The 26,859-nt window shown below is 64.5% G+C and carries 26 protein-coding genes and 1 riboswitch; of the genes, 9 read left to right on the forward strand and 17 right to left on the reverse strand.

What is annotated here, in order from left to right; translation table 11 throughout:
- Positions 1–3: 3 nt before the first annotated feature.
- The 3 genes from OO015_RS02380 to OO015_RS02390 are packed head-to-tail and all read left to right on the forward strand — an operon-like array spanning position 4 to position 3,024.
- Positions 4–918, forward strand: coding sequence for an ABC transporter permease (locus tag OO015_RS02380; protein ID WP_265939411.1), 915 nt, complete (start codon positions 4–6; stop codon positions 916–918).
- Positions 915–1,778, forward strand: a complete 864-nt coding sequence (locus OO015_RS02385; RefSeq protein WP_265939413.1) for an ABC transporter permease — start codon at positions 915–917, stop codon at positions 1,776–1,778. Before OO015_RS02380 ends, OO015_RS02385 begins: the two co-directional genes overlap by 4 nt.
- 16 nt (positions 1,779–1,794) lie before the next feature.
- On the forward strand, positions 1,795–3,024 hold the full coding sequence (locus OO015_RS02390; RefSeq protein ID WP_265939415.1) for a polyamine ABC transporter substrate-binding protein: 1,230 nt from the start codon (positions 1,795–1,797) through the stop codon (positions 3,022–3,024).
- A gap of 77 nt (positions 3,025–3,101) precedes the next feature.
- Here OO015_RS02390 and OO015_RS02395 read toward each other — a convergent pair whose 3' ends face one another.
- Positions 3,102–3,707, reverse strand: a complete 606-nt coding sequence (locus tag OO015_RS02395; protein WP_265939417.1) for an HD domain-containing protein — start codon at positions 3,705–3,707, stop codon at positions 3,102–3,104.
- A gap of 19 nt (positions 3,708–3,726) precedes the next feature.
- Positions 3,727–4,233, reverse strand: coding sequence for a hypothetical protein (locus tag OO015_RS02400; RefSeq protein ID WP_265939419.1), 507 nt, complete (start codon positions 4,231–4,233; stop codon positions 3,727–3,729).
- 103 nt (positions 4,234–4,336) lie between these two features.
- Here OO015_RS02400 and OO015_RS02405 point away from each other — a divergent pair, with 103 nt between their 5' ends.
- On the forward strand, positions 4,337–4,963 hold the full coding sequence (locus OO015_RS02405; RefSeq protein ID WP_265939421.1) for a class I SAM-dependent methyltransferase: 627 nt from the start codon (positions 4,337–4,339) through the stop codon (positions 4,961–4,963).
- 3 nt (positions 4,964–4,966) lie between these two features.
- Here OO015_RS02405 and OO015_RS02410 read toward each other — a convergent pair whose 3' ends face one another.
- Genes OO015_RS02410 through OO015_RS02430 form a run of 5 tightly spaced genes read right to left on the reverse strand, consistent with a single transcriptional unit; the run spans position 4,967 to position 8,717 of the window.
- Positions 4,967–5,833 carry a sulfurtransferase gene (locus tag OO015_RS02410; protein WP_265939422.1) on the reverse strand — a complete coding sequence of 289 codons (867 nt, stop codon included), beginning with the start codon at positions 5,831–5,833 and terminating at the stop codon, positions 4,967–4,969.
- Between the two features lie 6 nt (positions 5,834–5,839).
- Positions 5,840–6,202: a helix-turn-helix domain-containing protein gene (locus tag OO015_RS02415; protein ID WP_265939424.1), complete on the reverse strand. Its 363-nt coding sequence runs from the start codon at positions 6,200–6,202 to the stop codon at positions 5,840–5,842.
- A complete protein-coding gene (locus OO015_RS02420) occupies positions 6,195–6,617 on the reverse strand; it encodes a secondary thiamine-phosphate synthase enzyme YjbQ (RefSeq protein ID WP_265939426.1) in 423 nt (140 codons plus the stop codon). The genes OO015_RS02415 and OO015_RS02420 overlap by 8 nt, the downstream gene beginning before the upstream one ends.
- Positions 6,614–8,122 (reverse strand): leucyl aminopeptidase, encoded by a 1,509-nt coding sequence (locus OO015_RS02425; RefSeq protein WP_265939428.1) that lies wholly within the window; start codon positions 8,120–8,122, stop codon positions 6,614–6,616. The genes OO015_RS02420 and OO015_RS02425 overlap by 4 nt, the downstream gene beginning before the upstream one ends.
- Before the next feature lies 1 nt (position 8,123).
- Entirely contained in the window at positions 8,124–8,717 is a 594-nt protein-coding gene (locus OO015_RS02430; protein WP_265939430.1) for a DUF1684 domain-containing protein, read from the reverse strand.
- 447 nt (positions 8,718–9,164) lie between these two features.
- On the opposite strand from OO015_RS02430, the gene OO015_RS02435 reads away from it, so the two are divergent.
- Positions 9,165–11,228 carry a thioredoxin domain-containing protein gene (locus tag OO015_RS02435; RefSeq protein WP_265939432.1) on the forward strand — a complete coding sequence of 688 codons (2,064 nt, stop codon included), beginning with the start codon at positions 9,165–9,167 and terminating at the stop codon, positions 11,226–11,228.
- On the opposite strand, the gene OO015_RS02440 is transcribed toward OO015_RS02435, so the two are convergent.
- Positions 11,198–12,100: an acetamidase/formamidase family protein gene (locus tag OO015_RS02440; RefSeq protein ID WP_265939434.1), complete on the reverse strand. Its 903-nt coding sequence runs from the start codon at positions 12,098–12,100 to the stop codon at positions 11,198–11,200. The two genes, OO015_RS02435 and OO015_RS02440, sit on opposite strands and share 31 nt — an antisense overlap.
- A gap of 83 nt (positions 12,101–12,183) precedes the next feature.
- On the opposite strand from OO015_RS02440, the gene selB reads away from it, so the two are divergent.
- Positions 12,184–14,076 (forward strand): selenocysteine-specific translation elongation factor, encoded by a 1,893-nt coding sequence (gene selB / locus OO015_RS02445; protein WP_265939436.1) that lies wholly within the window; start codon positions 12,184–12,186, stop codon positions 14,074–14,076.
- The gene (locus tag OO015_RS02450) at positions 14,060–14,872 is read left to right on the forward strand and encodes a PIG-L deacetylase family protein (protein WP_265939438.1); all 813 of its coding nucleotides are present in this window, start codon (positions 14,060–14,062) and stop codon (positions 14,870–14,872) included. The genes selB and OO015_RS02450 overlap by 17 nt, the downstream gene beginning before the upstream one ends.
- Here the strand turns inward: OO015_RS02450 and OO015_RS02455 are convergent.
- The 8 genes from OO015_RS02455 to pdo form a co-directional block, all read right to left on the reverse strand.
- Complete coding sequence (locus tag OO015_RS02455; RefSeq protein ID WP_265939440.1) at positions 14,797–15,426, reverse strand: hypothetical protein; 630 nt, start codon at positions 15,424–15,426, stop codon at positions 14,797–14,799. The two genes, OO015_RS02450 and OO015_RS02455, sit on opposite strands and share 76 nt — an antisense overlap.
- Positions 15,423–17,072, reverse strand: a complete 1,650-nt coding sequence (locus tag OO015_RS02460; protein WP_265939442.1) for a D-alanyl-D-alanine carboxypeptidase family protein — start codon at positions 17,070–17,072, stop codon at positions 15,423–15,425. The genes OO015_RS02455 and OO015_RS02460 overlap by 4 nt, the downstream gene beginning before the upstream one ends.
- A 237-nt stretch (positions 17,073–17,309) precedes the next feature.
- Positions 17,310–17,825: a 6,7-dimethyl-8-ribityllumazine synthase gene (gene ribE / locus OO015_RS02465; protein WP_265939445.1), complete on the reverse strand. Its 516-nt coding sequence runs from the start codon at positions 17,823–17,825 to the stop codon at positions 17,310–17,312.
- Positions 17,822–19,078: a bifunctional 3,4-dihydroxy-2-butanone-4-phosphate synthase/GTP cyclohydrolase II gene (locus tag OO015_RS02470; RefSeq protein WP_265939447.1), complete on the reverse strand. Its 1,257-nt coding sequence runs from the start codon at positions 19,076–19,078 to the stop codon at positions 17,822–17,824. The genes ribE and OO015_RS02470 overlap by 4 nt, the downstream gene beginning before the upstream one ends.
- Positions 19,075–19,740 (reverse strand): riboflavin synthase, encoded by a 666-nt coding sequence (locus OO015_RS02475; protein WP_265939449.1) that lies wholly within the window; start codon positions 19,738–19,740, stop codon positions 19,075–19,077. The genes OO015_RS02470 and OO015_RS02475 overlap by 4 nt, the downstream gene beginning before the upstream one ends.
- 5 nt (positions 19,741–19,745) lie before the next feature.
- Positions 19,746–20,903 (reverse strand): bifunctional diaminohydroxyphosphoribosylaminopyrimidine deaminase/5-amino-6-(5-phosphoribosylamino)uracil reductase RibD, encoded by a 1,158-nt coding sequence (gene ribD / locus OO015_RS02480; protein ID WP_265939451.1) that lies wholly within the window; start codon positions 20,901–20,903, stop codon positions 19,746–19,748.
- A 90-nt stretch (positions 20,904–20,993) separates the two neighbouring features.
- Positions 20,994–21,142: riboswitch (FMN riboswitch) on the reverse strand.
- Between the two features lie 10 nt (positions 21,143–21,152).
- Positions 21,153–22,736: a phytoene desaturase family protein gene (locus OO015_RS02485; protein WP_265939453.1), complete on the reverse strand. Its 1,584-nt coding sequence runs from the start codon at positions 22,734–22,736 to the stop codon at positions 21,153–21,155.
- On the reverse strand, positions 22,733–23,452 hold the full coding sequence (gene pdo / locus OO015_RS14125; protein ID WP_416236563.1) for a protein disulfide oxidoreductase: 720 nt from the start codon (positions 23,450–23,452) through the stop codon (positions 22,733–22,735). The genes OO015_RS02485 and pdo overlap by 4 nt, the downstream gene beginning before the upstream one ends.
- Before the next feature lie 110 nt (positions 23,453–23,562).
- On the opposite strand from pdo, the gene OO015_RS02500 reads away from it, so the two are divergent.
- Positions 23,563–24,411: a DUF72 domain-containing protein gene (locus OO015_RS02500; RefSeq protein ID WP_265939457.1), complete on the forward strand. Its 849-nt coding sequence runs from the start codon at positions 23,563–23,565 to the stop codon at positions 24,409–24,411.
- Here the strand turns inward: OO015_RS02500 and OO015_RS02505 are convergent.
- Positions 24,405–25,304 (reverse strand): LysR family transcriptional regulator, encoded by a 900-nt coding sequence (locus OO015_RS02505; protein ID WP_265939459.1) that lies wholly within the window; start codon positions 25,302–25,304, stop codon positions 24,405–24,407. The two genes, OO015_RS02500 and OO015_RS02505, sit on opposite strands and share 7 nt — an antisense overlap.
- Positions 25,305–25,618: 314 nt before the next feature.
- On the opposite strand from OO015_RS02505, the gene OO015_RS02510 reads away from it, so the two are divergent.
- Positions 25,619–26,779, forward strand: a complete 1,161-nt coding sequence (locus tag OO015_RS02510; RefSeq protein WP_265939461.1) for an isocitrate lyase/PEP mutase family protein — start codon at positions 25,619–25,621, stop codon at positions 26,777–26,779.
- Positions 26,780–26,859 lie beyond the last annotated feature (80 nt).

Below are 26,859 nucleotides of genomic sequence, written 5' to 3' on the forward strand. Positions count from 1 at the left end.
CTGATGGCGATCGTCGAGCAGATCCAAGCGGGGGAACGGACGGCAAGCTGGCGAGAGCGCCTTGGGGATGCGATCCGGCAACGCGAGGGACTGCGCGCCCTGCTACTCGCTGGCCCCGGCGGCTTGTGGTTACTCCTCTTCTTTTTGCTTCCGACCGCTATCGTCTTCGCCTATAGCTTCGCGCGTCGTGGTCCGTACGGGACGGTCGCCTGGACGTTCACGCTCGAGAACTATGTCCGATTCTTCGACTGGCTCTACATCCGTGTCTTTCTCGTCTCCGTCTGGCTCGCTCTTCTGACCACGCTGATCTGTCTCCTCATCGGTTATCCCTTCGCGTTCGTGATCGCGCGCAGTCCGCGCCGCTGGCGCAATGCACTCCTCGTCCTCGTCTTGATTCCCTTCTGGACGAACTTCCTGGTGCGGACGTACGCGATCATGTTGCTCCTGCGCTCGGACGGACTCATCAACAATCTGCTGCAGAGGCTCGGTCTCATCGATCAACCGTTGACGATGCTCTTTACCCCCTTTGCGGTCGTGCTCGGCCTGGTTTACGGATATCTCCCGTTCATGATTCTCCCTATCTACGCCTCGATCGAAAAGTTCGATTTCACGCTCATCGAGGCCGCGCAAGATTTGGGTGCGAATGCCTGGCACGCCTTCTGGCGGGTCTTGCTTCCGCTGACATTGCCCGGCGTCCTCGCTGGGTCGATCCTGGTCTTCATCCCGTCGGTGGGTGCCTTCGTCACGCCTGACCTATTGGGCGGCGGGAAAGTCGTGATGATCGCCAACCTGATCAACCAACAGTTCCTCACTGTCCGCCACTGGCCCTTCGGTTCGGCCGTGTCGTTCGTGCTGATGGCCATCGTTCTCGCTGCGACCATGCTGTACTTCCGGATCGGGGAGACTCGGCGCATATGACGGTTGGCCAAACGACAGCGCCACGACCGGCAATACGACCGACCCGGCGACGGTTATCGGCCGGTTGGGCAGCGCTCTGGCTCAACGTTCTGGTGACGTTCGTCTTTCTCTACGCACCGATCGTGGTGATGTCGGTCTTCAGTTTCAACGCGTCGCGGCAGATGCAGGTCTGGATGGGATTCACGCTCGACTGGTACGTCCGCATGTTTCATGACGAGCGGGTTCGCGTGGCAGCCGAGAACTCACTCATCATCGCTTTGGTCTCTACGCTCGTCTCGACAGTGATCGGTACGCTTACTGCATTGGCGCTCGAACGTACCCGCTTCCGTGTCAAAAGCCTCTATGAGGGTGCGATGTACTTGCCGATCATCGTGCCGGAGATCGTGATGGCTATTGCTCTCCTCGTCTTTTTCAATCTCACCTTTCAATGGCTAGGCCAGCTGTTCGGCCTGCGCTTGAACTTCGGCCTCGGCACGATCACCATTGCGCACATCGCATTCTCGTTCCCCTTCGTCGCCGTCGTCGTGCGTGCCCGACTCGCCGACTTCGACCGCACGCTCGAGCAGGCTGCCCAGGATCTGGGTGCGAACGATTGGCAGACGTTCCGCTACGTCACGCTTCCTTTGCTCATGCCCGGCATTATCGCCGGTGCGCTCCTCGCCTTTACGCTCTCGATCGACGACTTCGTCATTACGTTCTTCAACGCTGGTGTCGGTTCGACGACGTTGCCGCTGGAGATTTATGGACGCGTCCGTCGCGGCATCACACCAGACGTCAACGCGCTGTCGACAGTACTCTTGCTTGCCTCCATGCTTCTGGTCTTGGGTTCGCTCGCGCTGCAACGCCGACGGTCGACATGACGTGAGGAGGGTATCGATGCAACGCGACCGATTGATCCGACGGTGGCTCACCGACTGGCAGCGTGGCCGTCTGTCGCGACGTGAGCTCCTGCGCCGACTCGCACTGCTCGGCCTCAGTTCCTTCGCGATCGCGAACCTGCTCGCCGCCTGTGGTCAGGCAGAATCGACCCCCACACCGGCGAGTGGTGCGACGACACCGAGCGAGAGCACCGGTACGCCAGCCTCCGGCACTGCCGGCATTCCCGACTACATCGATCCGAGCAAGCTCGAAAAAGAGCTCAACTTCTACAACTGGTCGGAGTATATCGACCCTGACATTCTCACCGAATTCGAGCAGACGTATGGCGTGAAGGTGACGATGGATACCTACGCCTCGAACGAGGATCTCCTCGCCAAGCTGCAAGGAGGGGCGACCGGCTACGATGTCATCGTTCCCTCCGACTACATGGTCAGCATCATGATCAACCTCGGGATGCTCGAACCGCTCGACTACTCCATCATCAAGACGATCGAGAACATCGACCCCGAAAACCTCCACGCGTATTACGACCCTCAAAACACGTACAGCGTCCCGTACATGTGGGGGACGTCCGGTTACAGCTACGATACCGCTACCCTCGGCGACGACCTCGCGAGCTGGAAGGAAGTGTTCGAGCCACGCCCTGAGGTGAGGGGTAAAGTCGTGATGCTCGACGACCAGCGTGAGGTGATCGGCGCTGCACTGATGTACCTGGGGTACGAGATCAACGAGACGAGTGACGAGGCCTTAGCGCGGGCGAAAGAACTGTTGCTCGCCCAGAAGCCCTATGTCCTGGCCTATTCGAGCCAGAACAACGACGACTTGCTGGTTGCTGGAGAGGCACTCATCTCGCATATCTGGACCGGTGACGCGCTGATGAGCCAGCAGGAAAAGCCCAGCCTCCGCTACGTCATTCCCATCGAAGGCTGCACTGTCTGGCAGGACAACCTGTGCGTTCCCAAGACAGCACCGCATAAGTACGCAGCCATGGCGTTCATCGATTTCCTCAACCGAGCTGACGTTGCGGGACGGAATGCCAACTACATCATGTACGGCTCTCCGAACAAGGCAGCGCGCGAACAGGGGTATATCGACGAAGAAGTGCTCAAGAATCCCGGCGTCTACCCACCACCAGAGGTCTGGAAGCGCCTCCAATGGATCAAAGACGTGGGAGAAGAAGGCGCTCTGAAGTTCGACCGTCTCTGGACGGAAATCAAGACCGGTTGAGCGACGCATGTCAACAAGCGAGCCGGAACCTGCTACCGCGGCAGGTTCGGCTCGCTGCGCTCATGCTGTGCTCGCCGCTATCCAGCTTCGACCGGCTTCCGTTCCAGCCCGAGTTCCTCTGCGATCTCCTTCATCGCCTCGAGGACGATACGGATATGCTCGTCGAGCGGCACGCCGAGTTCCGCGGCTGCCTTTTCGATCTCCTGCCGGTTGACCGCTGCGGCGAACTCCTTGGCCTTCCACTTCTTCTTGACGCTCGAAACCTCGACGTCGAGAATGCTCCTCGTCGGACGCACGAGCGCTACAGCCACAAGGAAGCCGGTCAGCTCATCGACCGCGACGAGGGTCTTCTCCAGGAGTGACTCAGGCTCCACGCCCGTCACGTCGCTCGCGTGCGCGAGGATCGCGCGGATCACCTCCTCGGGATACCCGCGTTCCCGCAGGATGCGCGATCCCACGACCGGGTGTCCCTCGGAACTGATCGTCGGATACCGCTCGTAATCGAAATCATGCAAGAGCCCGACGAGCCCCCACAGTTCCTCGTCCTCTCCGAAGCGGCGCGCATACGCCCGCATCGCCGCTTCGACGGCGCGCATGTGGCGCAGCAGATGCGGCTGCGTCGTGTACTGCCGCACGAGTTCCCAGGCCTCCTCGCGTGTCGGCAAACGCCGCTCGACCGTCACTGTACCCCTCCCGCTTCACTCACTTGCGCTGGCTTCGTGTTCCGGCAACAAATGCGCGGAAAGCGCGTATCCACGGATTCTTGCGGCGCAGTTCGGGCACGAAGACGCTGGCTGCCGCGCGACCGAGCATCCGCCCAGTGGCGGTCAAAAAATCGTCCGAACCCGTTGGCCCGCGTTCTAGTGCGTTCGCCCTACCTGCGCCACGGTTCCCACCTGCACTCGCTCGCCCGAGCGCTCCAGCGATCTCGCGCATGACGTCCCGTCGTGGCGTCAAATGCCCACCGCGGCGCTTCCAGCGCCAGCGGCTGATCAGCATGCCGGCGAAACCACCGAGTACGGCGATCAGCGCACCCGGTCCATTCGGTCGCGTATCGATCAGATCCATACCACCGAAATCGGCCAGCCACAGAATGCCAGCCGTTCCGAAATAGCCAACGACCCAGGCGACCGTCTCGTTGAACGCTTGACCGAAACGCCGGGTCGTCCGCCAGGAGAGCACGAAAATGAGCGGAACGATCAGCCACATCCTCCGAGCTTCCCTCCCCGGATCAGCCGCTAGCACAAGCCTACCGGTTCGCCCCCTCCCCGGCCAAGTACACTCAGCTGGCAGAAGGCAGGACGGAACCGCTATGGCGCACGACGAGTTACTCACTCTCGCTCGGCATTATGACACACTCGCGCAGCACTACGACCGGATGCTCGATCGCTTCGAGCGCCGGCTCCTCGGCGATTGGCGCGCGCGAGCGGCTCACCAGGCCTACGGCTGGACTTTGGAAATCGCGATCGGTACGGGACGAACCATCCCACTCTACGCTGAACGAGCGACCGTGATCGGACTCGAGCTCAGCTCCGGCATGCTCGCGCACGCGAAGCGACGCCTCGCCACCGCCCGTGTGCCTGTCTTTCTGATCCGGGGCGATGCCCAACGTCTCCCGATCCGGAACGACAGCATCGATGTGGTCATCTCGATCCTCAGTCTTTGCACCATCCCCGACGATCGGCGAGCGCTGGCCGAAGCGTACCGCGTCCTGCGCCCCGGCGGGAAACTCCTCCTGGTCGAGCACGTGCGGAGTCCCAATGGTCTGGTCCGGGCAGTGCAGCACCTGCTCGATCCGCTGAGCGTTCGCTTCGCACACGACCACCTGCTTCGCGACCCGCTCGATCACCTCCAGGAGATCGGCTTTCGCGTACTCGACGTCGAGCGCCGTGCCCTGGGCATCGTCGAACGCGTGCTCGCCGAAAAGCCAGCGACCTGAGCGCTAGGGGGTACCGAGCGCGATCGGGAGGTCGTCTCGATTTCCCCACTCGGCCCAGCTGCCTACGTACACACGCACGTCCCGGAAGCCAGCCAGTCGCAATGCGAGGGCCGCATGAGCAGCACGGACACCACCGTGGCAGTACGTGATGACGGGCGTGTCCGGGTCGACACCGACCGCCCGCAGACTCTCCACAACCTGCTCCCGAGGCACGAACCGCCGGTCGCTGTCCCAATCGAGGCTCTGCTGCCAGAACCAGTGCTGTGCGCCCGGGATGTGCCCACCCCGGCGTGCCCGTACCTCCTCACCGGTGAACTCGCTGAGCCGACGGACATCGAGCACGACCGCTGACCGTTCGGCGATCGCGCGGAGCACTGTCTCGGCCTCGACGACGAGTTGTGGATCCGGCTGCATGCCAGGAAGAGTGAAGTGAGCAGCTGGCCACGTCGGCTCCTCGGTACTGACCGGCCGTCCTTCCAGCCCCCAGCGCGTCCAACCGCCGTCGAGGATCCGAAGGCGGTCCGCCCGGCCGTAGCGAGCCAGAGCCAACCACAGCCGGGCCACGAAGTGCCCACCCTCGTCGTCATAGCCGACGATCGTATGCGCGTCTCCGATACCGAGTTCGCCGAGTTGCGCAGCGATGTACTCCGGGGACGCCAGCCGGTAGGCGATCGGATCGTCCGGATCGACCGTCACGCGGGTCCAATCGAAATAACGAGCGCCCGGAATATGGCCTGCGCGATACTCGGCGTACCCGTCCCGCCCATCGAAGTAATAGCGGCAGTCGAGGACACGAACGGTGTCATCGTCCAGATGTTCGGCGAGCCAGTCCGTACTGACGAGCATCGCCTCACGGTGGAGCATCCCCATCGTCGGTCACCCTCTCTCGCTTATCCCATCACTGTGTGCTCGCTTCCAGCGCAAGTACGCACGGTACCGCTCCAGCTCGGCGCGTTCCTCGTCATCGAGATCAGCGCACGCGCTGCATCCATGTGCAGCCGACGACTGACCGTCCAGTCGTGCAGCCAGCGAGCGGAGGAAGTCGGCGAGCGAGACTTGGTAGGCCTGGGCCAGCTGGGCGAGCGCTTCCAGCGTCGGCAACTTGCGACCGTGTTCCAGTTCGCTGACGTACGCGATCGAAAGCCCGCTCCGTTCGGCCAGCTCGCGGAGCGTCCACTGTCGCTGCGCCCGAAGATCAGCCAGGAACCGGGCGATCGCTTCACGAAGTCGGTCACTCACCCAGCACCTGCACCCAAACCGTCCGTGTGCGTGCGTGCGTATCGAAGTCGATGAGCACGATCCGCTGCCAGGTGCCGAGCGTCAACGCACCACTGACCAATGGGACCGTTACCGAGGGCCCGACGACGAGCGCACGGAGGTGACTGTGCGCGTTGTCGTCAGCGTTCAGTCGGTTGTGCGCATAGTTCCCCCGTTCGGGGGCGATCCGCTCGGCAGCGACACGGATATCCTCCACGAGCCCCGGTTCGTATTCCGAGACCGAGACAGCAGCTGTCGAATGAGCGACGAACACACAGACGAGCCCGTCGCGGATCCCGCTCGCCTCGATCACGTCGCGTACCTGCGGCGTGATGTCGAGCAGCTGGTCGTGACCGACTGTCGCGACCTGAAAGCGGCGCGCGAATGTCCGGCTCACCGCCTCTCGCCTCCGGCCCCAGCACAGGATTCGGCCCAGAGTTCGAGAAATCGCAGCAGCGTCCGCACCCCGTGCCCAGTCGCCCCCGGCGGCCCGAACGGCCCCGGCTGCTCGGACCAGGCGGGCCCAGCGATGTCCAGATGCAGCCACGGCCGCCCATCAGTGAACTCGCGCAGGAAGAGTGCAGCGTTGATCGCAGCGCCCCACCGGCCAGCCGTGTTCTTCAAGTCGGCGTGCTCGCTGCGCAGAAGGTCGCGGTACTCGTCCCAGAGTGGCAGTGGCCACATCCGTTCGCCCACTTCGCTGGCTGCTCGCAACATGAGATCCCGCGCACGCTCATCAGTCGCGAACAGGCCGCTACCTCCCCGCCCGAGCGCGACCGCACACGCGCCGGTCAACGTCGCGACATCGATCAATAAGTGCGCGTCCTGCTGAACAGCGTACGTCAGCGCATCGGCGAGGAGCAAACGCCCCTCCGCATCGGTACTGATGACTTCGACTGTCTTGCCGTTCAGTGTTCGCACGATATCGCCGGGCCGGAATGCGTCGCCATCAGGCAGATTCTCCGCAGCGGCGACGATACCGTGAACCTCGACCGGCAAGCCGAGTGCCGGAAGTGCTCGCAGCACGCTCAGGACGACAGCCCCACCGGCCATATCTCCCTTCATCCGTTCCATACCTTCGGCCGGCTTGAGGCTCAGCCCACCCGAATCGAAGGTCACCGCCTTGCCCACGAGCGCCAGGCGCGTCGCAGCGCCGTTACCCGGCTTGTAGACGAGATGCACCAGGCGTGGTTCCCGACGGCTTCCCTGACCGACCGCGAGGATGGCACCGGCGCCGAGTTCCTCGAGCAGTGCCCGGTCATAGATCGAGCACTGCAGACCCACTTCCTGCGCCACCTCCCAGGCGATCCCGCTCAATCGCTCGGGATCGAGCACATTTCCTGGCTCGTTCGTCAGATCTCGTGCGAAGTTGACCGTCTCGTACACGATCTGGCCCCGACGGCTAGCGGTCTCGACCCCCTGACCGGTACCAGCGACGACCAGCCGTTCGATCCCGGAAAGCGTGTCGCTACTGCGATAGCGGTGGAACCGGTAGCTCGCCAGGCCGACGCCTTCCACGATCGCCTGGACGACCGACTCGATCGGATGGCGCAGCAGTCCTACCACCGGCCAGACGAGGATGCGGCCACCAGCGTCGGTTGTCACCTTCGCGGTCAGAGCCGCTACCCGCCTGATATCGGAGAGTGTCCGCTGCTCTGGCGTGCCGAGGCCCACCAACACGATACGCTCTGCGTGCCACTCGGCTGGCGGTGGCACGGCTGCGACCTGACCGACTCGTCCAATGACCCCGGCCGCACGGGCAGCTCGCATCACCCACTCGGCGAGTGCACGCTCGCCCTCGCTGATCGACTCATCGAGCCGAAACTCCGGAACGACCGGCAGCACGATGCTGCCCGCGAGTGCGTCGAGCGGCTCGCTCCTCGTGACGACCTCCAGCGCCACGTCACCCCCCGATCAATGGAGCTGGCCCGCGTGGCTTCTCCTGCTCGGTCACCGAAACGTAATCCGGATAGGCCATCTCACCAGCCCGGATCGGCACATCGACGATATTTTCCCGCGGCGGAATCGGACAAGTCCAGCGATCGTTGTAGGCACAGTACGGGTTGTAGGCCATGTTGAAATCGAGGATGAGCTTCCCGTCCGGCGTTTCCTGGGGATCCAGGTAACGCCCGACCGAGTAGGTCTCGGTTCCAGCGGTCGCATCGCGGAAGGGTAGGAAGTAGCGACCACGGCCGACTTCTCGGTAGACTGTGAACGTCACCGGTTTCCCTTCGATTATGACCGTTGCCCGCCCCGCGACGATGAACTCCTTCGGCTCGCCGGTCGTCGTACCGAGGACGACACGCTCCTGACTGATCCCTTCCCGGTCGAGCTCGACGACGAACCGGTACTCCGGCTTCACCGGATAGTAGCGGAGCCCTTGGAACCGTTCACGCTGCTCCGGGAGAAGCGGTGAATTGGGATTCGTTCGAAAGAACTCGTCTCGTCGCTTCCTGTAGTCCTCGATGCGCTTGATATAGGCCTCAACATTCTCCATCGCCGTCGCTCCCTCCTCGTTCGAGACGTCTCGCGACTGACACACGCGCAAGGATACCGGAAAAACACCGAACCGGCCTGATGAGGCCGGTTCGGTGGTTCGCGTGGGCGCCCCCGTGCGGGGGTCGGCTAACCGACCACCTCCACGGTGACGCCCGGAAGTTCGTGACTACTCATTCCGGGCATCACCCCCTTTCCCCTGCACGGTCTCGACTCGAGAACCGCACACGCGCTGAGGCTAACACGCGCGCGAGCGCTCGTCAAACCGAAGACCTAGAGGCTGGTGCAGCGGGCTCGCACCGCCGGCCGTGATGGAGCAACCGAGTCCGGCATGCTTTCTCCACTTCCGGCAACTCACCATGTCCTGCTCTCTACGGTATCCTTGGACGAACCCGCTCTGCCGGGTGTCGTATCCGCCGATCCAGCGACTCCGAAAGCGAGGACTGCCATGCCGAACCGTCTCGCCAACGAGAAGAGCCTCTACCTTCGCCAACACGCCGACAATCCGGTCGACTGGTACCCATGGGGCGAAGAAGCGTTCCGCGTCGCGCGCGAGCAGGACAAGCCGATTCTCCTGAGCATCGGCTATTCGTCTTGCCACTGGTGCCACGTCATGGAGCACGAGTGCTTCGAGAACCCCGCAATCGCCAAAATCCAGAACGAACTCTTCGTCAATATCAAGGTCGATCGGGAAGAACGCCCGGATCTCGACGAGCTGTACATGAATGCCTTGCAAGCGATGACCGGCTCGGGCGGCTGGCCGCTCAACATCTTCCTTACCCCGGACGGTAAACCGTTCTATGGCGGCACGTACTTCCCACCGGAAGACCGTGGCCAGCTCCCCGCCTGGCCGCGCGTGCTCGTCGCTGTCGCCCAGGCCTTTCGCGAGCGGCGCGAGGAAGTCGAGCGCGCTGCCGACGATCTGGTGCAGTACCTCCGTCAGCAGACCCGGCCACCGCTCGCACCCAACAGCTTGCGCGAGCAGTTCCTCGACGAAGCAGCGCGCAATCTCGTCCCGCACTACGACCGGGTGCACGGTGGCTTCGGTGATGCACCGAAGTTCCCCTCGCCGCTGCAACTCGAATTCCTCCTGCGCACCTATCGCCGTGCCGGAGCACCGCGGGCGCTGGAGATGGTCTTGCAGAGTCTTACGGCCATGGCGCGCAGCGGTATCCACGACCAGATCGGCGGGGGGTTCCACCGCTACGCGGTCGACAACGCCTGGTTGATCCCCCACTTCGAGAAGATGCTGTACGACAATGCGTTGCTGGCTCGTCTGTACACCCATACTGCGCTCGCGTCCGGCTCCTCCTGGTGCCGTGAGGTCGCCGAGGACACGCTGACCTATCTCCTCCGCGAGATGCGGGGGCCTCACGGCGCGTTCTTTTCCGCCCAGGATGCCGACAGCGAAGGTGGTGAAGGTGCCTACTACCTCTGGACGCCTGAAGAAATCGAAGCAGTACTGGGGAACGAGGAAGCACGGCTCGTTTGCCGCTACTATGGCGTGACCCCGCAGGGCAACTTCGAGGGCAAGTCGATCCTCCATGTTCCCGATGACCCAGAGGTCGTCGCAACCGAGTTCGGGCTTTCCCTCGACGAACTGCACGCGCGCATCCGCGATGCCCGCGCACGGTTGTTCGAAGCACGCAGTCAGCGCCCAGCCCCGGCCCACGACGAAAAGGTGATCGTCGCCTGGAACGGGCTAGCCATCCGAGCCTTCGCGGAGGCCGCAACGGCATTCGATCGACCGGACTATGCGGCCGTCGCCGCGGAAGCTGCCGATTTCATCCGCACGCACCTCTGGGATGGCACCACCCTCCGTCACGTCTGGGAAGAAGGTGAAGCCCGCTTCCCCGGATTCCTCGACGACTACGCTGATCTCGTCAACGGACTCGTCTCGCTCTACGAGACCACGTTCGATCCATCCTGGATCGACTGGGCACGCAGCCTGGCCGAGGGCATACTCGAGCGGTTCCTCGACCCGGAGACAGGAGATTTCTACGACACCCCGGCGGACGGCGAGCAGCTGATCGTTCGCCCCAAGACGTTCGTCGATCAGGGCACCCCGAGCGGGAACGGTGCTGCAGCCGAGGCATTGCTCCGCCTCGGCACTGTCCTCGGTGAGCAACGCTATCTCGATCGCGCGACGCATATCCTCGAACGATACGCCCAGATCGCCGTCGAGCATCCGATCGCCTGTGGGCAACTCCTGGTTGCCATGGACTTCGCGCTCGGTCAACCGTACGAGATCGCCATCGTGGGCGCTCCGGAAGACGCCCGTACCCGGGCGTTGCTGCGCGTCGTCTTCGGCAATTACCTGCCGAACCGTGTCGTCGCGCTGCGCCGCCCAGACGACGAGATCGCACCCGGGATCATCCCGCTTCTCGCCGATCGCGCCACACTCGACGGGCAGCCGACTGCCTATGTCTGTCGCCAGTTCGTCTGCCGGCAACCCGTCACCAGCCCGGCCGAGCTGGCGGCTCAACTCGGTGTGGCGGTACCGGACAGCTGATCGAGCACGGCGAGCGGCAAGGAAGCGAGTACCACTGGCCCAGCGGGGCCACCGAACCGGTAGGAAAGGCAGCTGCAGGCGAGCCCGTAGGCCTCCGGTGGGGTGAGTCCATACTCGTCGCGCAGGGCTTCCAGTGCTTGTTCGAGAGCATGCCGTTGGGCTGCCGCGATCGTCTCACCGATGCCGACGAAAATCAAGTCGTGCTCCGTACGGATGCGTGGTGCTCGGCAGCGGATACCTGCAGCCCGATCGACCCGTACCCGAACACGCGCGGCTGCCTCGATACCCACGTGTGCTGGTTCTCCCCAACCGACTGCTGCATGCACGTCACCGACGAAGAGGTATGCCTCCGGTCGTTGGACGGGTAACCAGACCGTACTGCCGGGGCAGAGCTCAGGGAGATCGAGGTTACCGCCCCACGGCCAGACAGGACGAAAGGTGGAACTTCGCCCCTGCTTCGGTGCGAGCCCGAGACAGCCGATACTCGGCTGGAAAGGAATGCGCAGACGGGGGGAGACCACCAACGTCTGCCCCTCGAGAGGCAACGCACGACACACGGTCTCCGGCAGGAGAGAACCGAGCGGGCCGAACGAACGGAAGAAGGCGAGCCAGGCCCGCTCGATCACGATCTCGAGGATATCGACACGTAGGGCCTGCCCAGGAACGGCACCCTCGATCGCGAGTGGACCCGTCACAAGATTGAAACGCTCGAGTGCGAGATCGTCGAGCGGGACACCGCGAGCCAGCTGCTCGTACGGCTCGTCGCTCGTCTCGAACTCGACCACGCTCCCCGGCGGCCCGCGCGCAGCCGGCTCGGCATGGCCATCGAGCGTCGCGCTCCGCCACTGGCGAGGAATCGTGACGAACGCCATCAGGGCCCCCTTCTCCACCGGTCGCGTATCCGAACGGTTACACTACACTGCGGAAACTCGGCAGTGGAGGAGTCCTTCCACCTATGAGCCGCCAGACCTACGTCATCGGTACCGCCGGGCACGTCGACCACGGCAAGTCGACGCTGGTGAAGGCACTCACCGGCATCGACCCTGATCGCCTGCGCGAGGAAAAAGAGCGCGAGATGACCATCGACCTGGGCTTCGCTTGGATGACTCTGCCGAGCGGCCGGCGGCTGAGTATCGTCGACGTGCCTGGCCACGAGCGGTTCATCAAGAACATGCTCGCCGGGGTGGGCGGCTTCGACGCTGCCCTCTTGATCGTGGCTGCCGACGAGGGGCCCATGCCGCAAACGCGCGAGCACCTGGCTATCCTCGACCTGTTGGAGATCCGCCACGGCATCGTCGTCCTCACGAAACGCGACCTCGTCGACGCCGACTGGCTCGATCTCGTCACGGTCGAGGTCGAAGAACTCTTGCGCGGCACCTCGCTCGAGGGTGCTCCTATTCTTCCCGTCTCGGCCATCACGGGAGAAGGGTTGACGGAGCTCATTGCCGCGATCGATGCGCTGCTCGACTCCGTACCGCCGCATGCGTCGAGTGGACGACCGCGCCTGGCGATCGATCGCGTCTTCACGTTACCCGGTTTCGGAACGATCGTGACCGGCACGCTGCGGGACGGTTCTCTGGAAGTCGGTCAGGAGGTGGAAATCCTCCCGCGTCGTTTGCGCGCTCGCATCCGCGGTCTCCAGAGCCATCGGACGAAAGTCGAGCGTGCCCTGCCGGGATCCCGGACGGCTGTCAACTTGAGCGGTGTCGAGGTCGACGACCTCGAGCGCGGTGATGTCCTGACTGTCCCCGGTTGGCTCGAACCGACGACGTTGCTCGATGCCAGGCTCCGCATGCTCGCCGATGCCCCAACGGCGCTGGAACAGAACGACGAAATCGATGTCTTCATCGGCACCAGCGAGACACTCGCGCGCGTGACGGTGCTGGATGCCGAGCGGCTGGAACCCGGCCAGAGCGGTTGGGTCCAGCTCCGTCTCCAGGACCCCATCGTCGCCGTCCGTGGTGATCACTTCATCGTGCGTCGCCCCTCGCCTAGCGCGACGCTCGCCGGCGGTATCGTCGTCGAGACCCATCCGCGCCGGCACCGGCGGTTCCGGCCAGAAGTCATCCGCGCACTCGAGGCGCTCGCTTCCGGCGACCCATTAGCGATCTTGCTGCAGACTCTCGGCGGCCAGGCGCTCGAGTGGCGGGAACTCGTCCAGCGGTCGAACTTGGACGCGGAGAGTGCCACCCAGGCCCTGTCGCAACTCATCGCGAGCCAGGAGGCCATCGCACTCGATGCGACCGGCGAGGCAATCGGACCGCAGACGATCATCCTCAGCGTCCGGACTGCCGAGCGGCTCGAAGCGCAGTTGCTCGCTGCGATTTCCGAGTACCACACCCGCTACCCACTGCGCCGCGGTCTCCCGCGCGAAATGGCACGCAGCCGTCTCGGTCTGTCCCAACGCCCCTTCGACCTCTTCGTCCGGCGTTTGGCCAGGCTCGGCAGGCTGGTCGAAGATGGGGAAGTGCTACGGGCCCCCGACCATCGCATCCGCTTGACCCCCGACCAGGAAGAGCGTGCCCGCGCGTACGAGGCAGCGCTGCAGCGTGAGCCGTTCACGCCACCTGCCCCGTCCGAGTTCGGGCTCGATCCTGAACTCGTCCAAGCGCTCGCCGATCTCGGCCGCGTCGTGCGCATCACCGATGATGTCGTCTTCGCGCCGGAGGCGTGGCAGACGATCCAGGAGCGCGTGCTGGCCCTCCTCGACGCACACGGCAGCGTGACGCTGGCCCAGGTGCGTGATGCGCTCGGCACGAGCCGCAAGTACGCGCAAGCGCTACTCGAGTATCTCGACCAGTTGCGCATCACGCGGCGGGTAGGAGATGCCCGTGTCCGCTACGCATGAGCCCATCGCCACTGCGCTCTTCGTTGCGCCGCACTTCGACGATGTGGCGCTCTCCTGTGGCGGTACCGTTGCACTCTTCGCCCAGCAGGGTATCCGCACTCACATCCTCACGCTTTTCGGTGGCGCACCACCTGGCCCGCTTTCGTCCTTCGCGCGCCAGCAGCACCGCTGGCGCGGTCTCGACGACGAGGCCGTCCTCACGATCCGACGCACCGAGGAGCGTGCCGCTGCCGGTCTGCTCGGAGCGCAAGCGAGCTGGTTCGAGGTACCGGATGCCATCTACCGCGATGCTCGCTACAACTCGGACGACGAACTCTTCGGCACTGTGCACCCGGACGACTGGGACTTGCTCGATGTCCTCCTCGCCGACACGGAACAGCTTCTCGCGACGCTGGCGGCTCCCGTCGTGATCTTCGTTCCGCTCGCCATCGGCAACCATGTCGACCACCAGATCGCCCGCGCTCTCGGCCAGCGACTTGCGGAGCGTCGGTTCGTCGTCTGGGGCTACGAAGATATCCCCTATGCCGTGACCGAGCGAGGTCAGCGAGCGGTCGAAGCCATTCGGCGACAGGCGCCACCCCCCTGGCTCGTCTTCCTCACGGAGGAACTGTTTCAGCGACGCCTTCGCGCGATCGAGCAGTACGAAAGCCAGTTGGCCTTCGTCTTCCGGGATCTCGGCGACGTCGAACGGACGCTGCGGGCCTATGCGCTCGAAGCTGGTCAGGGCACGCTCGCTGAGCGGTTCTGGGCGATCGACCAGAGTGACCTGCTCGACCCGCGGTCCAGTCGGGCGTGAGCACAGGCTTGCGCGTGTCCACGGGCGTGGAGCGTGAGCTGCGGTCGTTCTGCCTCGTCTGCGCCCCGCAGGAAACCCGGCGCGACGTCATAGGCCGAGGGAGTGCCGAGAAGAGAGAGCAGCCCGAGAGCTGCCGCGACGCCCTGGACCGACGAGCGCTCCTCCTCTCCAGCCACTCCAGCCAGCGACGGGGTCTCTGCCACCAGCGCGCAGGCAATGCCAACAGCTGCGACCGATCCTCCAGCGAGGAGGATCGCGCCGTACCCGGGGAGACAATCGCCAACCAGAGCAGCCACTCCCTGCGCGCGTCCGAGGTGCAACGCAACTCCATCACGGAGGCGAACCGAACCAGTCAGTGTGCCAGTGGCGCCCAGCGATACCACGAGCCGCTCTCCGACATCGAGGAGAACGAGGTGCTGCGTCGACAGCGACGCAATAGCGCCGTAGGCGATACGGAGCACGGCGAACAGAACCAGCACCCAACATGCCGACGGCGAGAACCGCTTCACCACCGTGTCGTAGGTGCTCGCCCCGTGCCGGACTCGCTCGATCACCCCACGTGTCCGGCGACCAGTGCAGGTACGTCGAGCCTGCCGGCGACCCACATCCGGTAGTGCACCCCGATATTGCCCATTTCGACTTGCCACTCCGGTGCGTTCGCAGGCGTGAACGTCAGGCAGCGTCGCTCGAAGCACTGGACGAGGACGTCTCGCTGCACGCCACCCACCGGCACGCGAATCCAGTACGGCTCGGTCACCGGGTATCCGAGGAGAGCGACCCAGGGCGAGAACAGTGGTTCCTCCCGAAGTCGCTCGCCGACCCGCACCAGCCCGCGTTGTTCCACCCACTCAGCGAATATCGAAGCCATACCGTGCCCGGTCTCGGTGAAGGCCTGGCCGTATCGGACACCGAACTCGGCCAGCTCAGGCCGCTGCACGTGCGAGCCATCCGGGAGAAGCTGGATGGTGATCACTTCCCCCGCTGTACCAGGCGGCTGCTGGACCATGCGACCGAGGAGCGCATACGTGATCGGATTCCCCGGGTCACCGGCGACAGCGATCGCCGCCGGAGCACGCGGGACGACGGCCGCATCGCCGATCTGCTGCCGCCCGGTCAGGAGTTCCCATGCCAGCCGACCACCGGTCACGCGCCAACGTGCATCGACCGGCAGAGCTGGATCGGTCAACTCCATCCGCCCCTTCTCGAAATACTGGACGTACCGCTGTCCACCGGGCGCGTCCCGGTACGGCTCCCGCTCGACCGACCCGAGTGGTCGACCCCACAGCCAGCTCCGCTCGACGAGACCACGCGCGACCGGGTCGTCTGTCCGCTGCCACCACCACTGGAACAGCCGTGCTGCGTCCTCCGGATCCTCGATCGGATCGATCAGTGTCCAGCCGTAATCGAAGAGCCGCGCTGCATCCTCGTACCACGCGTCGAAGGTCGACCCAGTCAGGACCACGATCAGTCGATGTCCAGCTCGCTCAGCGACCTCGATGAGGCACAACCCTGCATCGTCTGTCCAGCCGGTCTTCCCGCCGATCACGCCCGGATAGCGATCCGGCAATCGGTTCGTGTGCCGCCAGCGGAAGCCCTCTCCCTCGTACGCGTTCGCACCGAAGATCGCGACGAAGCGTGGGTCATCGAGGGCAAACCGAGTCAGGCGAGCTAGGTCGAGCGCGCTACTCGTATGCCCTGGTTCGTCGAGACCATGCGGATTGCGGAAGTGCGTCTGGTCGAGGCCGAGCGCCCGCGCCTTCGCGTTCATCCAGTCGACGAAACGGGCTCGCGCAACCGGATCCTCCTGGTCCGGACTCCCACCGACAGCTCGGGCGATCGCCATAGCCGCATCGTTCCCACTCCGCAGGAGCAGACCGTAGAGCAGGGTACGCAGCGTGACCGTCTGCCCGGCCCGCAGACCAGCCGACGATTCTCCGACCAGATCCTCTGGTACGATCGTGACCGTCCGATCGAGTTGCCCACGCTCCAGGGCGACCACTGCCGTCATCACTTTAGTCAAACTGGCGATCGCGACCGGCTGACGAGCCGCCTGTTCAGCGACGACGCGGCCGTTCATCGCGTCGAGGATGACCCAGTGCCGAGCCACGACGGCCGGTTCCGCGTGGAGCGACGCGCGACAGAAGGGAGAAACCACCAGAAGCGCGACGAGCGCGCAAAGACCAAACGCTCGGACAGCCATCGGCAGCACCGTTCACGCTCTCAATCACCGCCCCACGCGCACCGTGCTCAGCTTGCCGGCTGGCGAGATACAGCGCAAGAGGGACTGCGCCGCATCGCCCGGAAGAAGATTGCCGGATGGCTGTTCGCGCTGCTGAGCAACGGGAAGCGGGTAGCTTCCGCTCGCACCGCTCCCGGTTTCCCATAGCGGGGCAGGTAAACGTCGCTCGGTGCAGCGACGCGCGGTAGGTTCGGAACCTCACGCTTCCATCGCTGCCGCAGTCAGTCGTTCCAACTCGGCGAACAGATTCGCCATCTCCAGGGCGATCAAGGCCGCATCGAATCCCTTGTTCCCCAGCTTCGTACCCGCGCGCTCGACCGCCTGCTCGATCGTATCGGTGGTCAGAACACCGAAAACGATGGGGATACCTGTCTCCAGGGCAGCATTGGCGATCCCTTTGGCCACCTCCCCCGCGACGTAGTCGAAGTGCGGTGTCGCACCACGAATCACCGCACCGAGGCAGATGACCGCGTCGTACCGGTTGGTCTGGGCCAGTCGCTTCGCCGTCAAGGGAATCTCGAACGAACCGGGAACCCAGACCACGTCGATCGCCCTCGGGTCGACATCATGGCGGAGCAAGCCATCGAGCGCGCCGCGCAGGAGCTGGCTGGAAATGAGTTCGTTGAAACGACTGACGACGATCGCGAAACGCCGCCCACGTCCGTTCAATGAGGCTGTCACCGTCCGTATTGGTTGGCCGTCAGCGACGATCATTCCCCACCTCCTCGCTCCGCTTCACCGCTGATCGCCGTGAGTTCCTGCAACAAGATCAAATGCCCGAGCTTGTCGCGCTTCGTGCGCAGGTATCGCCGGTTGTGCTCGCTCGGCGGAAGCTCGATCGGCACGCGCTCGACGACCGCGAACCCCAGCTCCTCGAGCGCCGCGACCTTCCGCGGGTTGTTCGTCATCAAGCGAATCTTCTCGACACCGAGGTCACGCAGGATGATCGCCGCCTCGCGGTAGTTCCGTAAATCGGCTGGAAAGCCCAGCTGCAGGTTCGCCTCGACGGTGTCGAATCCCTGATCCTGCAAGTGATAGGCCCGCAGCTTGTTCAAGAGACCGATCCCGCGCCCTTCCTGCCGCAGGTACACGATCACGCCACGCCCCTCGGCAGCGATGCGCGCCATCGCCGTCTCCAGCTGTGGGCCACAGTCGCACCGTTGGGAGCCGAACACGTCCCCGGTGAGACACTCGGAATGGAGCCGAACGAGCACCGGCTCGTCTCCGTCGAGCGTACCCATCACCAGGGCCAGATCGATCTCCTCGCCACCGAGGCGCTGGTAGGCACGGAGCTGGAAGGTTCCGACGGTCGTGGGGAGCGTCGTTTCGGCGACACACTGGGCGACGCGCTCTCGAGCCAGCCGGTAGGCGATGATGTCCGCGACGTGCACCAGCGCAATATCGTGGACTGCCGCGAACCGTTCGAGTTCCGGCAACCGGGCCATCGTGCCGTCAGCGCTCATGATCTCGCACACCACTGCGACCGGATACAGTCCGGCCAGTCGCGCGAGGTCGACCGAGGCTTCGGTCTGCCCGTCCCGTTCTAACACCCCACCGGGACGCGCTCGCAACGGGAACACGTGGCCCGGCATGACGAAGTCGTCCAGGGTCGCGGTCGGATCGGCGAGCTTCTGGATCGTTACCGAGCGGTCGAACGCCGAAATACCCGTCGTCACCCCCTCGCGCGCCTCGACCGAGACCGTGAACGCTGTGCGAAACCGCGAGGCATTGGACGTCGGCGGCACCATCGGCGGCAGACCGAGCCGGTCAGCCCACTCGGCCGCCATGGGAACGCAAATCAGTCCACGCGCCTCGCGCGCCATGAAGTTGACCGCTTGCGGCGTACAAAACTGGGCCGCGATCGCGAGGTCTCCCTCGTTCTCACGGTCCGCGTCATCGACGATGATGACGAAACGACCAGCCCGGAACGCCTCGATCGCCCGCTCGACCCGCTCGAATCGTGTCACAGTGAACCTCCGACCTCGTCAGTGGTGATCCCAGCACGTTCCAGGATCTCCGTGCTGAGACCGCTCGCCGTACCGGCGCGCAAGAACTGCTCGACGTACTTGGCAACGATATCGACTTCCAGATTGACCGGGGCACCGGGTTTCTTCCGCGGTAACGTGATGTGCGCTTGCGTGTACGAAACGAGCGACACCTCGAACTCGCCTGGCCACCGGCGCTGGACGGTCAAGCTCGCTCCGTCCACCGCGATGAAACCGCGCTCGACGACGTACCGCATGACCTCTGGGGGCGCCGCGACACGCACGACCAGAGCGGGACCATCTCGGTACAGTGTCACCACGCGCCCAACCGCATCCACATGTCCCTGAACGTAGTGGCCGCCGAAGCGCCCACCGACGGCCAATGCCCGTTCGAGGTTCACCCCATCACCAGGTCGCAGCGTGCCCAGCGCCGATCGCCGCAACGTGACCGGTTGAAGCTCGACAGTGAAGCTCTCGGGCGCGAGGTCGGTCACCGTGAGGCAGACACCGTCGACTGCAATACTGTCACCCACCTTCGTGCCCTCCAGCACGATGTGGCAGCCGATGCGGAGTCGTGCACCGCCCCCGCGTGTCGGTTGCAGCGAGAGGACTTCTCCGATCTCTTCGATGATTCCCGTAAACATCGCCTTCACTCCGGTATCTCGACTGGGCGGACACGCCCTTCGATCACGACGTCCGTCCCGAGTTCACGGACGCGTACATCGCGGAGACGCACGGCCTGATCCATCGTCTCGACGCCGCGTCCCGCGAAGGGAACCGGGGCTTCGGAGCCACCGACCAGAACCGGTGCGACGAACGCCACGATTCGATCGACGAGTCCCGCGTCGAAGAGCGAGCCGAGAACTCGACCGCCCCCTTCGACCAGGACGCCGTTGATGCCACGCGCACCGAGCGCGAACAGCGCACTGCGGATATCCACTTTGCCGCATCGGGCTGGTACCGTGACGATCTCCGCACCAGCCTCGCGCAGCGCGGCGACGCGATCCGGTGGTGCAGCGTCCGTCGTTACGATCAGCGTCTGCCCCGGTACCGCTGGCGAGAGCATCCGCGCCGTGGGTGGCGTCCGCGCCTGACTGTCCAGGATCACGCGCAGCGGATGGTGCGGTCCTCCGTCACCACATTCGGAGGGATCGAGTCGGGTCGTCAGTTCGGGGTCATCCTGCAGCACCGTTCCCACGCCGACGAGGATGGCGTCATGCCGGTCACGCAGTCGGTGGGCATAGCGACGTGCTTCCGGGCCGGTGATCCACCGCGAGTGACCCGTTCGCGTGGCCAAGCGGCCGTCCAGTGTCATCGCGTACTTCAGCGTCACTTCGGGAAACCCTGTCCGGAGGCGCTTCAGATAGCCAGCGACGGCTTCTGCTGCCGCTTCAGCTTCCAACCCGACCTCGACCTCAAGGCCAGCCGCGCGCAACGCGGCGATCCCACGACCGTCGACTTCAGGGTAGGGATCGCGGATGGCGATCACGACGCGGCGGATTCCAGTCCGGAGGATCGCATGCACACAGGGAGGGGTACGCCCGTAGTGCGCACACGGCTCGAGCGTGACGTAGAGCGTGGCTCCGCGCGCTCGTTCTCCCGCCTCCTCGAGTGCGACCACCTCGGCATGCGGCCCACCGGGCGGTTTCGTGCATCCCTCGCCGACGACGGTACCGTCGCGCACGACGACCGCCCCCACGGCTGGATTCGGCGCGACCCGCCCGGCAGCTCGCCAGGCCAGGGCGATCGCGCGCTGCATCCAGAGGCGGTCTCGTTCGCACTGGGTACGTTCTCGCGTCGCTTCCATCAGCAACTCACAACGAAAAACCCGGGTGGCAGAGCCCCCGGGTTCAGGTTCGGTCGAAGTCGCTCATGCGCCGGTACGATCGACCGGAGCAACGACCTTCTCCCATCCGGACTGTACCGTCGGCCCCGGAATTGGCGCTTCGTGCGCCTCACCGGATCCTGCGGCCGGAGGCCGCTCGCGGGCTTTACCGCCGGTCGGGAATTGGCGCCTTCGCGCCTCACCCTGCCCCGAAGGTCTTGCACATGCAGTCTACGGCGCCAGCGTCGTCACGTCAACTCGTCCTCGCTGACGCCGGCGAGGACCAGCAACCTGCTCCTCCCCCGCTAACCGGTCACGACCGGGCGAGGCAAGGCTCGCTTGCGATGACGGTCCGAACTGTCGCAACCAGCGCTCGACTGATCGGCTCGCCCAATATCCGCACATACCGTGCACTCCACCGCCTGGCGGCGTTGCTGCGCTCGCCAGGAAGATAGCCGGATCCGGGGTCCGATAGGGTGGCCAGGGCCACACCGCCGGCCGCGTGAAGAGTTGCGTCAGTGTCGGCCATCCGCCGGTCAGGTCGCCACCGAGCAGATTGGGGTTGGCGCGTTCCAGGTCGAGCGGTCGCCAGCAGCGTCGTGCTACGATGCGTTCGCGAAATCCTGGCGCGAACCGCTCGATCTGTGCCTCGATCGCCGTCGTCGCGTCGCCTATCCAACCTGCTGGCACATGGCAGTAGCCCCACACCGGCTCGATACCGTCGCGTGCTCGTGAGGCATCGAAGCGGCTCGCCTGCACGAGAATGACGAACGGTCGGTCCGGCATCGTCCCCTGCGCGACCGTTCGCTCGGCAGCCGCAATTTCTTCCCACGATCCCCCGATGTGGACGGTCGCTGCGAGCTGGCAGCGCTCGTCTCGCCAGGGCACCCCGTCTCGCACCAGCCAATCGACCTTGAAGACACCCGGCCCTGGACGATACCGCTCGAGCTGGCTGCGATACCAGCCAGGCCAGCGGCTGCGCGCCAACGCCAATGCAGCATGCGGTACCAGATCGAGCACGATCGCTCGTGCTGGCGGTAGATCATCCAGCCGTTCGACCGGACAGGAGCATCGGATAGTCCCTCCGGCTGCTTCGAGCTGCTCGACCAGCCAGCGTGCGAGTTCGACGGCACCACCCTGCACCATCGGCCAACCAGTCAGATGCGCACAGAGTGCAAGCACCAGCGCGAAGGCAGCCGACGGCGCCCGCTCGAGCGGCAGCGTACTATGCGCAGCCAGGCCCGCGACGAGTGCACGTGCTCGTTCTGTCCGGAACGAACGGCACAAGCTCGTGACCGGACCAGTACCGACGTGCGCGAACCGCAACGAGGCGGTCACTGGAAGCCGGTATCCTGGATACCGGAAGATGCCAGGCAGTGGCCCCAGCAGGGTCGCCAGGAGCGCTGGTCCCTCGGCGAGCAACGGCCCGAGCAATTCCGCATAGCGGCGACCATCCGGGCCGAGTTCCACCGCTGTCTGCTGCAGGTCGCGCCACAGGAGCGCGACATCACCACTGTCGAGCGGGTGCGCGAGGACCGCTGGCGACTCGACCCAGGGCAAGGCCGAATGGATCCCGAGTTCGTTGAAGAACGGCGAGGCCGCTGCGAGCGCGAAGACGGTCGCGCAGTGGTCGTGGCGCAGGCCCGGGAAGACACTCGCCTGCGAACGCAGCCCTCCACCCGGTACCGGTTCGCGTTCGAGCACGAGCACACGGCGCCCGGCGCGCGCCAGTGCCAGCGCGGCGGCGAGCCCGTTCGGCCCCGCTCCAACGATGACCGCATCCCAGGTCGCCGACGCCCCGGAAGCGCGTCTCATCGATCCGGCGATGATCCGCCCTCCGGCTCGCTCTCCGCTGGCGGGACGGTCCCGGCGACCGATTCGACCATCGCGACGAAGGCGGCCTCCGGTCGCGCGCCCTCGAACTCCAGCGACTCGTTGATGACCACCTTGGGTACGGCGAAGACGCGATACCGCTGCGCGATATGTGGGAACTCGCTCACCTCGACGACGTCAGCGGTTACCTTCTCGCTTTCGATCGCCATCATGTGCGCCAACCTGGCAACACTGGGACAGTAGGGTCAGGTAGGTGTGACAAACACCTTGATATGGACCGGCTGGACCAGCTTGGCCAATGTCTCGCGACTCAGGGGAGTGAGTTCGGTCGTCCCACGCGACACGTCGATGATGTCTTCGATCAAGGTCGCGAACTCGTAGCCAGCGGGCACGCCGATGAAGCGCACGGTCCCCTTGTTGTGACCCTTCAAGATGATGGCCGGTATCTCCTCGACGCCAGCCTGTTTGGCTCGCTCGGCCTCCTGGAGAAGGTCGAACATCTGCAGGGTGATCTTGTCGGAGAGTCCGGCAACCTCCTCCATAAGCTGATTGGTTTCCCGGCAGGTCGCGCACTCGTAGCCAGGGATGCTGATCTGCGTCACCCGCTGGGTGAACAGTTCGATCGTGACCGGATCGCGCAGGCGCTCGGCAAAGACGTGCCGGAGATAGTCCTGATCGCTCGCTGAAAGGATCGGCATGTGGCCCCCTTCCCTGTACCGTGTTGCTCAACCGAAGCAAGCGTAACGCAAGACGCGGCGCTCGACCATCACCAGACATGCTACGCTCCACGAGGAGACCGGAGGGTGCCATGGGACGTCTCTTGATCGGAACATCGTCCTGGACCGATCACGAAGGCTTCTATCCGCCGGGGATCGAGTCGCGGGAACGGCTGCAGTTCTATGCACGCTATTTTCCGATCGTCGAGGTCAACTCGACCTACTACGCGATCCCTTCCCGGCGAGTCGTCCAGGGATGGGTGGAGCGCACACCGCCCGATTTTGTCTTCGACGTCAAACCACCTCGGCAGCTCACGGCGACCCCCGAACAGCCGGGTGGCGAAGCACCGGCACCCGACGCCGATGTCGCGAAACGCTTCCTCGATGCGATCGAGCCGCTCATCGCGAGCGGCAAGCTCGGTGCCATCACGTTTCAGTTCCCGCCGTCCTATCGGAATACCGAGGAGCACCGCGAGTACTTGCGGCTTCTGCCGGAACTCTTCCCCGGTCTGTTGATCTCGGTCGAATTCCGCCGGCGCGACTGGTTGGACGTGCGCCACCGCGAGGAAACGCTGGCGCTGCTCCGCGAGGCGGGCCTCGCCTATACGATGGTCGACGAACCGCAGGTCGGTGTGGGATGCGTCCCGCCCATCTACGCGATTACCAATCCGCGTCTTGCCGTCGTCCGCTTCCACGGCCGCAATGCCGAGACCTGGTACCGCTTTACCGGCAAGACAGGGGAACGCTTCAACTGGGAGTATCGCCCGGAAGAGCTCCGAGAATGGACTCCCAAGCTGCAGCGCGCCCGTAAGGAGGCGCAGGACGTCCACGTCTTCTTCAATACCAATTACGGGAACCAGGGGCCGCGGAACGCCATGCTCCTGATGGATCTCCTGGGCCTCGAGCACCCACCGCTTCCGGGGCTGGAACCCGGTCAGTGAGGCTGGAGCCGATATTGCAGGAGGAAGTGCCAGAGGGCATCAGCAGCTGGCGACACCGGTCGGCTAGCGCGACGCACCAGTGACCACCAGCGGCGAACCGGAAAACCCTGCACGTCAAGAACGACGAGACGTCCGGTCTCCAGTTCCAGACCGATCGCGTCGCGCGGCATGATGGCGACACCGAGGTCAGCCGCTACCGCCTGCTTGATCGCGCCATTGCTCCGGAGCTCCATGGCGACGCGCAGCGGGAGGCCCGCTTCGGCGAAGATTCGTTCCGTATCAGAGCGCGTGCCGGATCCGATCTCACGGACGAGGAACGGTTCGCGGGCGATCTCGTCGAGCGGAATCTGATGCCGCCGGGCGAGCGGATGGCGCGGCGAAGCGATCACCACCAGCTCGTTGGGAAGAAACTCGGCGATCTCCAGATCCTGAGGGTCCTCGATGAGTCCCATGATCGCGAGATCGGCATCGCCAGCGAGCAACCGCTGGTGGACTGCATACCGGTTGAGAACGTCGAGCGATAGCTCGACACCAGGGTAAGCGCGGTGGAACGCGCCGAGTGCTTTCGGCACGACGTAGATGCCGGCGGTCGTACTCGCAGCCACGCGGACGCGACCGCGCTGCGCTGCCCGCAGTTCGTGCACTGCGGTGATCGCTTCTTCCAGGAGATCCAGCATGCGTTCCGCATACGGAAGCAGCTGCCGGCCAGCCTCGGTGAGTTCCACGCCGCGGCTGGTTCGCTGGAAGAGCGGGACGTGCAACACCTGCTCCAACGCCTTGATCTGTGCTGAGACCGCAGGCTGGCTGATGACCAGCTCCTCAGCCGCCCGCGAAAAGCTCCGATGGCGGGCCACTGCCCGAAACACCTGGAGCTGACGCAGACTCACATCCATATAGGTTCCTCCTATATAGTCTATCACGAAGTACTATTGGTCATTATATCCCGATATCGATAAGCTGTGAAGCGGAAGGCAGGCGCCAGCCTTCGGGTGACCGACCGGGAGGAACCGAGATGGACAGGCGAACACTGAAGCGGATGCGTCGACATCTCCTCTCCTCGAAAAACCTCCTGAGCGGCCCGCTCGTAGGCCGCTGACCCTTTCGTCCTCAATACAAATTTCCCGAAGAACTCGCTACCTACTCATAACGGTGTCTTTCAATCCCCTAGCGCTGTCCGGGTTCGAGTCCGAAGGAAGGGAGGAGTCTCATGTGGTCGCTGCCTCAGCCACCGGTCGCTCCTGACGAGCTTCGCGAAACGCCCCTCTTGCCGCCCGGATTCAAGGTTCCCGCATCGCGTTGGACCCATCCCAGCACGCGCCTGCGCCAGTTGCTCGACACGCTCCCGTATGTCTTCGCCCCCGGCGTCTTCGATCCGCATGCTGCCGAACTCGTGATGTACTACGGCTTCCCAGCGGTCTACTTCAGCGGCTACTCCTTCGCGATCGGCCACCTGGGAACGACCGACATGGATCTCTATTCCAGCGTCGAAATCGCTGACGGTGCCCGACGGATCGTGTCCGCACTCCGCAAGTTCCAGCTGACCATGGCCGTCGGCGATCCCGAGAAGGGAATTCCTCCCAGGCACCTACATATTCCACCGGTCGTCGCCGACATGGACACTGGCTACGGCAATATCTTCAACGTCCAACGGACCACCGAACTGTACGTCACCGCCGGAGTGGCCGGAGCGCACATCGAGGATCAGGTGATGCCCAAGCGGTGCGGCCATATCGCGGGCAAAGCCCTCATTCCTGCCCAGGAAATGGTCGGCAAGCTCAAGATGATGCGCGCGGTGGCCAGCGATCTCGGTAATCCCGATTTCGTGATCATCGCCCGCACGGACGGTGTTTCGGCTGTCGATGCGCCGGAATCGAAGCGTGGCCTCCCGCTCGCCATCGAACGGGCGCTCCGCTATCTCGACAGCGGCATTCCCGATCTCGTCTGGTGCGAGTTCCCCACCTCGGAGCGCGGGCCGCTCGAAACCTTCGTCGAGGAGGTGCGCAAGCGCTTCCCGGATGCCCGTTTCGCCTTCAACTGGTCGTCGTCGTTCAAGTGGTTCACCGATCCCGACCCGATCAGCTTCCGCGAGCTGGGCGAAATGGGCGTGCGCTTCGTCTTCATCACGCTCGCCGCACAGCACGCGATGGGCCTCGGTTTCAGCGAGCTGCTCCAGGACCTCGCGCAGCGGCAGGAGCAAGCGTACATCGACCTCCAGAAGCGCGAGTGGGCACCCGGCACCGACTTCCCGACCCGCAGCCATCACTTCTTCTCCGGCGTTCCCTACCATCATTTGCTCGGGCAGGTGTACGACGCACCACGGCTGGGAACGCAGTTCGAGGGGGACTTGCCCGAGGAAGCGGTCGTGTAACGAGCTCAGGCCGGAGTCGGGGTCACTCCCACTCCGGCCTTTTTCCGCTACACTAGCCCCAGCGGATCGCGTCGTCACCA

The organism is Thermomicrobium sp. 4228-Ro (genome assembly GCF_026241205.1).
Classification (GTDB): Bacteria; Chloroflexota; Chloroflexia; order Thermomicrobiales; family Thermomicrobiaceae; genus Thermomicrobium.

Bases quoted from the DNA above. Each gene is read 5' to 3' on its own strand.
- OO015_RS02380 (WP_265939411.1), top strand. From the start codon at position 4: ATGGCGATCGTCGAGCAGATCCAAGCGGGGGAACGGACGGCAAGCTGG.
- OO015_RS02385 (WP_265939413.1), top strand. From the start codon at position 915: ATGACGGTTGGCCAAACGACAGCGCCACGACCGGCAATACGACCGACC.
- OO015_RS02390 (WP_265939415.1), top strand. From the start codon at position 1,795: ATGCAACGCGACCGATTGATCCGACGGTGGCTCACCGACTGGCAGCGT.
- OO015_RS02400 (WP_265939419.1), bottom strand. From the start codon at position 4,233: ATGTGGCTGATCGTTCCGCTCATTTTCGTGCTCTCCTGGCGGACGACC.
- OO015_RS02405 (WP_265939421.1), top strand. From the start codon at position 4,337: ATGGCGCACGACGAGTTACTCACTCTCGCTCGGCATTATGACACACTC.
- OO015_RS02410 (WP_265939422.1), bottom strand. From the start codon at position 5,833: ATGGGGATGCTCCACCGTGAGGCGATGCTCGTCAGTACGGACTGGCTC.
- OO015_RS02430 (WP_265939430.1), bottom strand. From the start codon at position 8,717: ATGGAGAATGTTGAGGCCTATATCAAGCGCATCGAGGACTACAGGAAG.
- OO015_RS02435 (WP_265939432.1), top strand. From the start codon at position 9,165: ATGCCGAACCGTCTCGCCAACGAGAAGAGCCTCTACCTTCGCCAACAC.
- OO015_RS02440 (WP_265939434.1), bottom strand. From the start codon at position 12,100: ATGGCGTTCGTCACGATTCCTCGCCAGTGGCGGAGCGCGACGCTCGAT.
- selB (WP_265939436.1), top strand. From the start codon at position 12,184: ATGAGCCGCCAGACCTACGTCATCGGTACCGCCGGGCACGTCGACCAC.
- OO015_RS02460 (WP_265939442.1), bottom strand. From the start codon at position 17,072: ATGGCTGTCCGAGCGTTTGGTCTTTGCGCGCTCGTCGCGCTTCTGGTG.
- ribE (WP_265939445.1), bottom strand. From the start codon at position 17,825: ATGATCGTCGCTGACGGCCAACCAATACGGACGGTGACAGCCTCATTG.
- OO015_RS02475 (WP_265939449.1), bottom strand. From the start codon at position 19,740: ATGTTTACGGGAATCATCGAAGAGATCGGAGAAGTCCTCTCGCTGCAA.
- ribD (WP_265939451.1), bottom strand. From the start codon at position 20,903: ATGGAAGCGACGCGAGAACGTACCCAGTGCGAACGAGACCGCCTCTGG.
- OO015_RS02485 (WP_265939453.1), bottom strand. From the start codon at position 22,736: ATGAGACGCGCTTCCGGGGCGTCGGCGACCTGGGATGCGGTCATCGTT.
- OO015_RS02500 (WP_265939457.1), top strand. From the start codon at position 23,563: ATGGGACGTCTCTTGATCGGAACATCGTCCTGGACCGATCACGAAGGC.
- OO015_RS02505 (WP_265939459.1), bottom strand. From the start codon at position 25,304: ATGGATGTGAGTCTGCGTCAGCTCCAGGTGTTTCGGGCAGTGGCCCGC.
- OO015_RS02510 (WP_265939461.1), top strand. From the start codon at position 25,619: ATGTGGTCGCTGCCTCAGCCACCGGTCGCTCCTGACGAGCTTCGCGAA.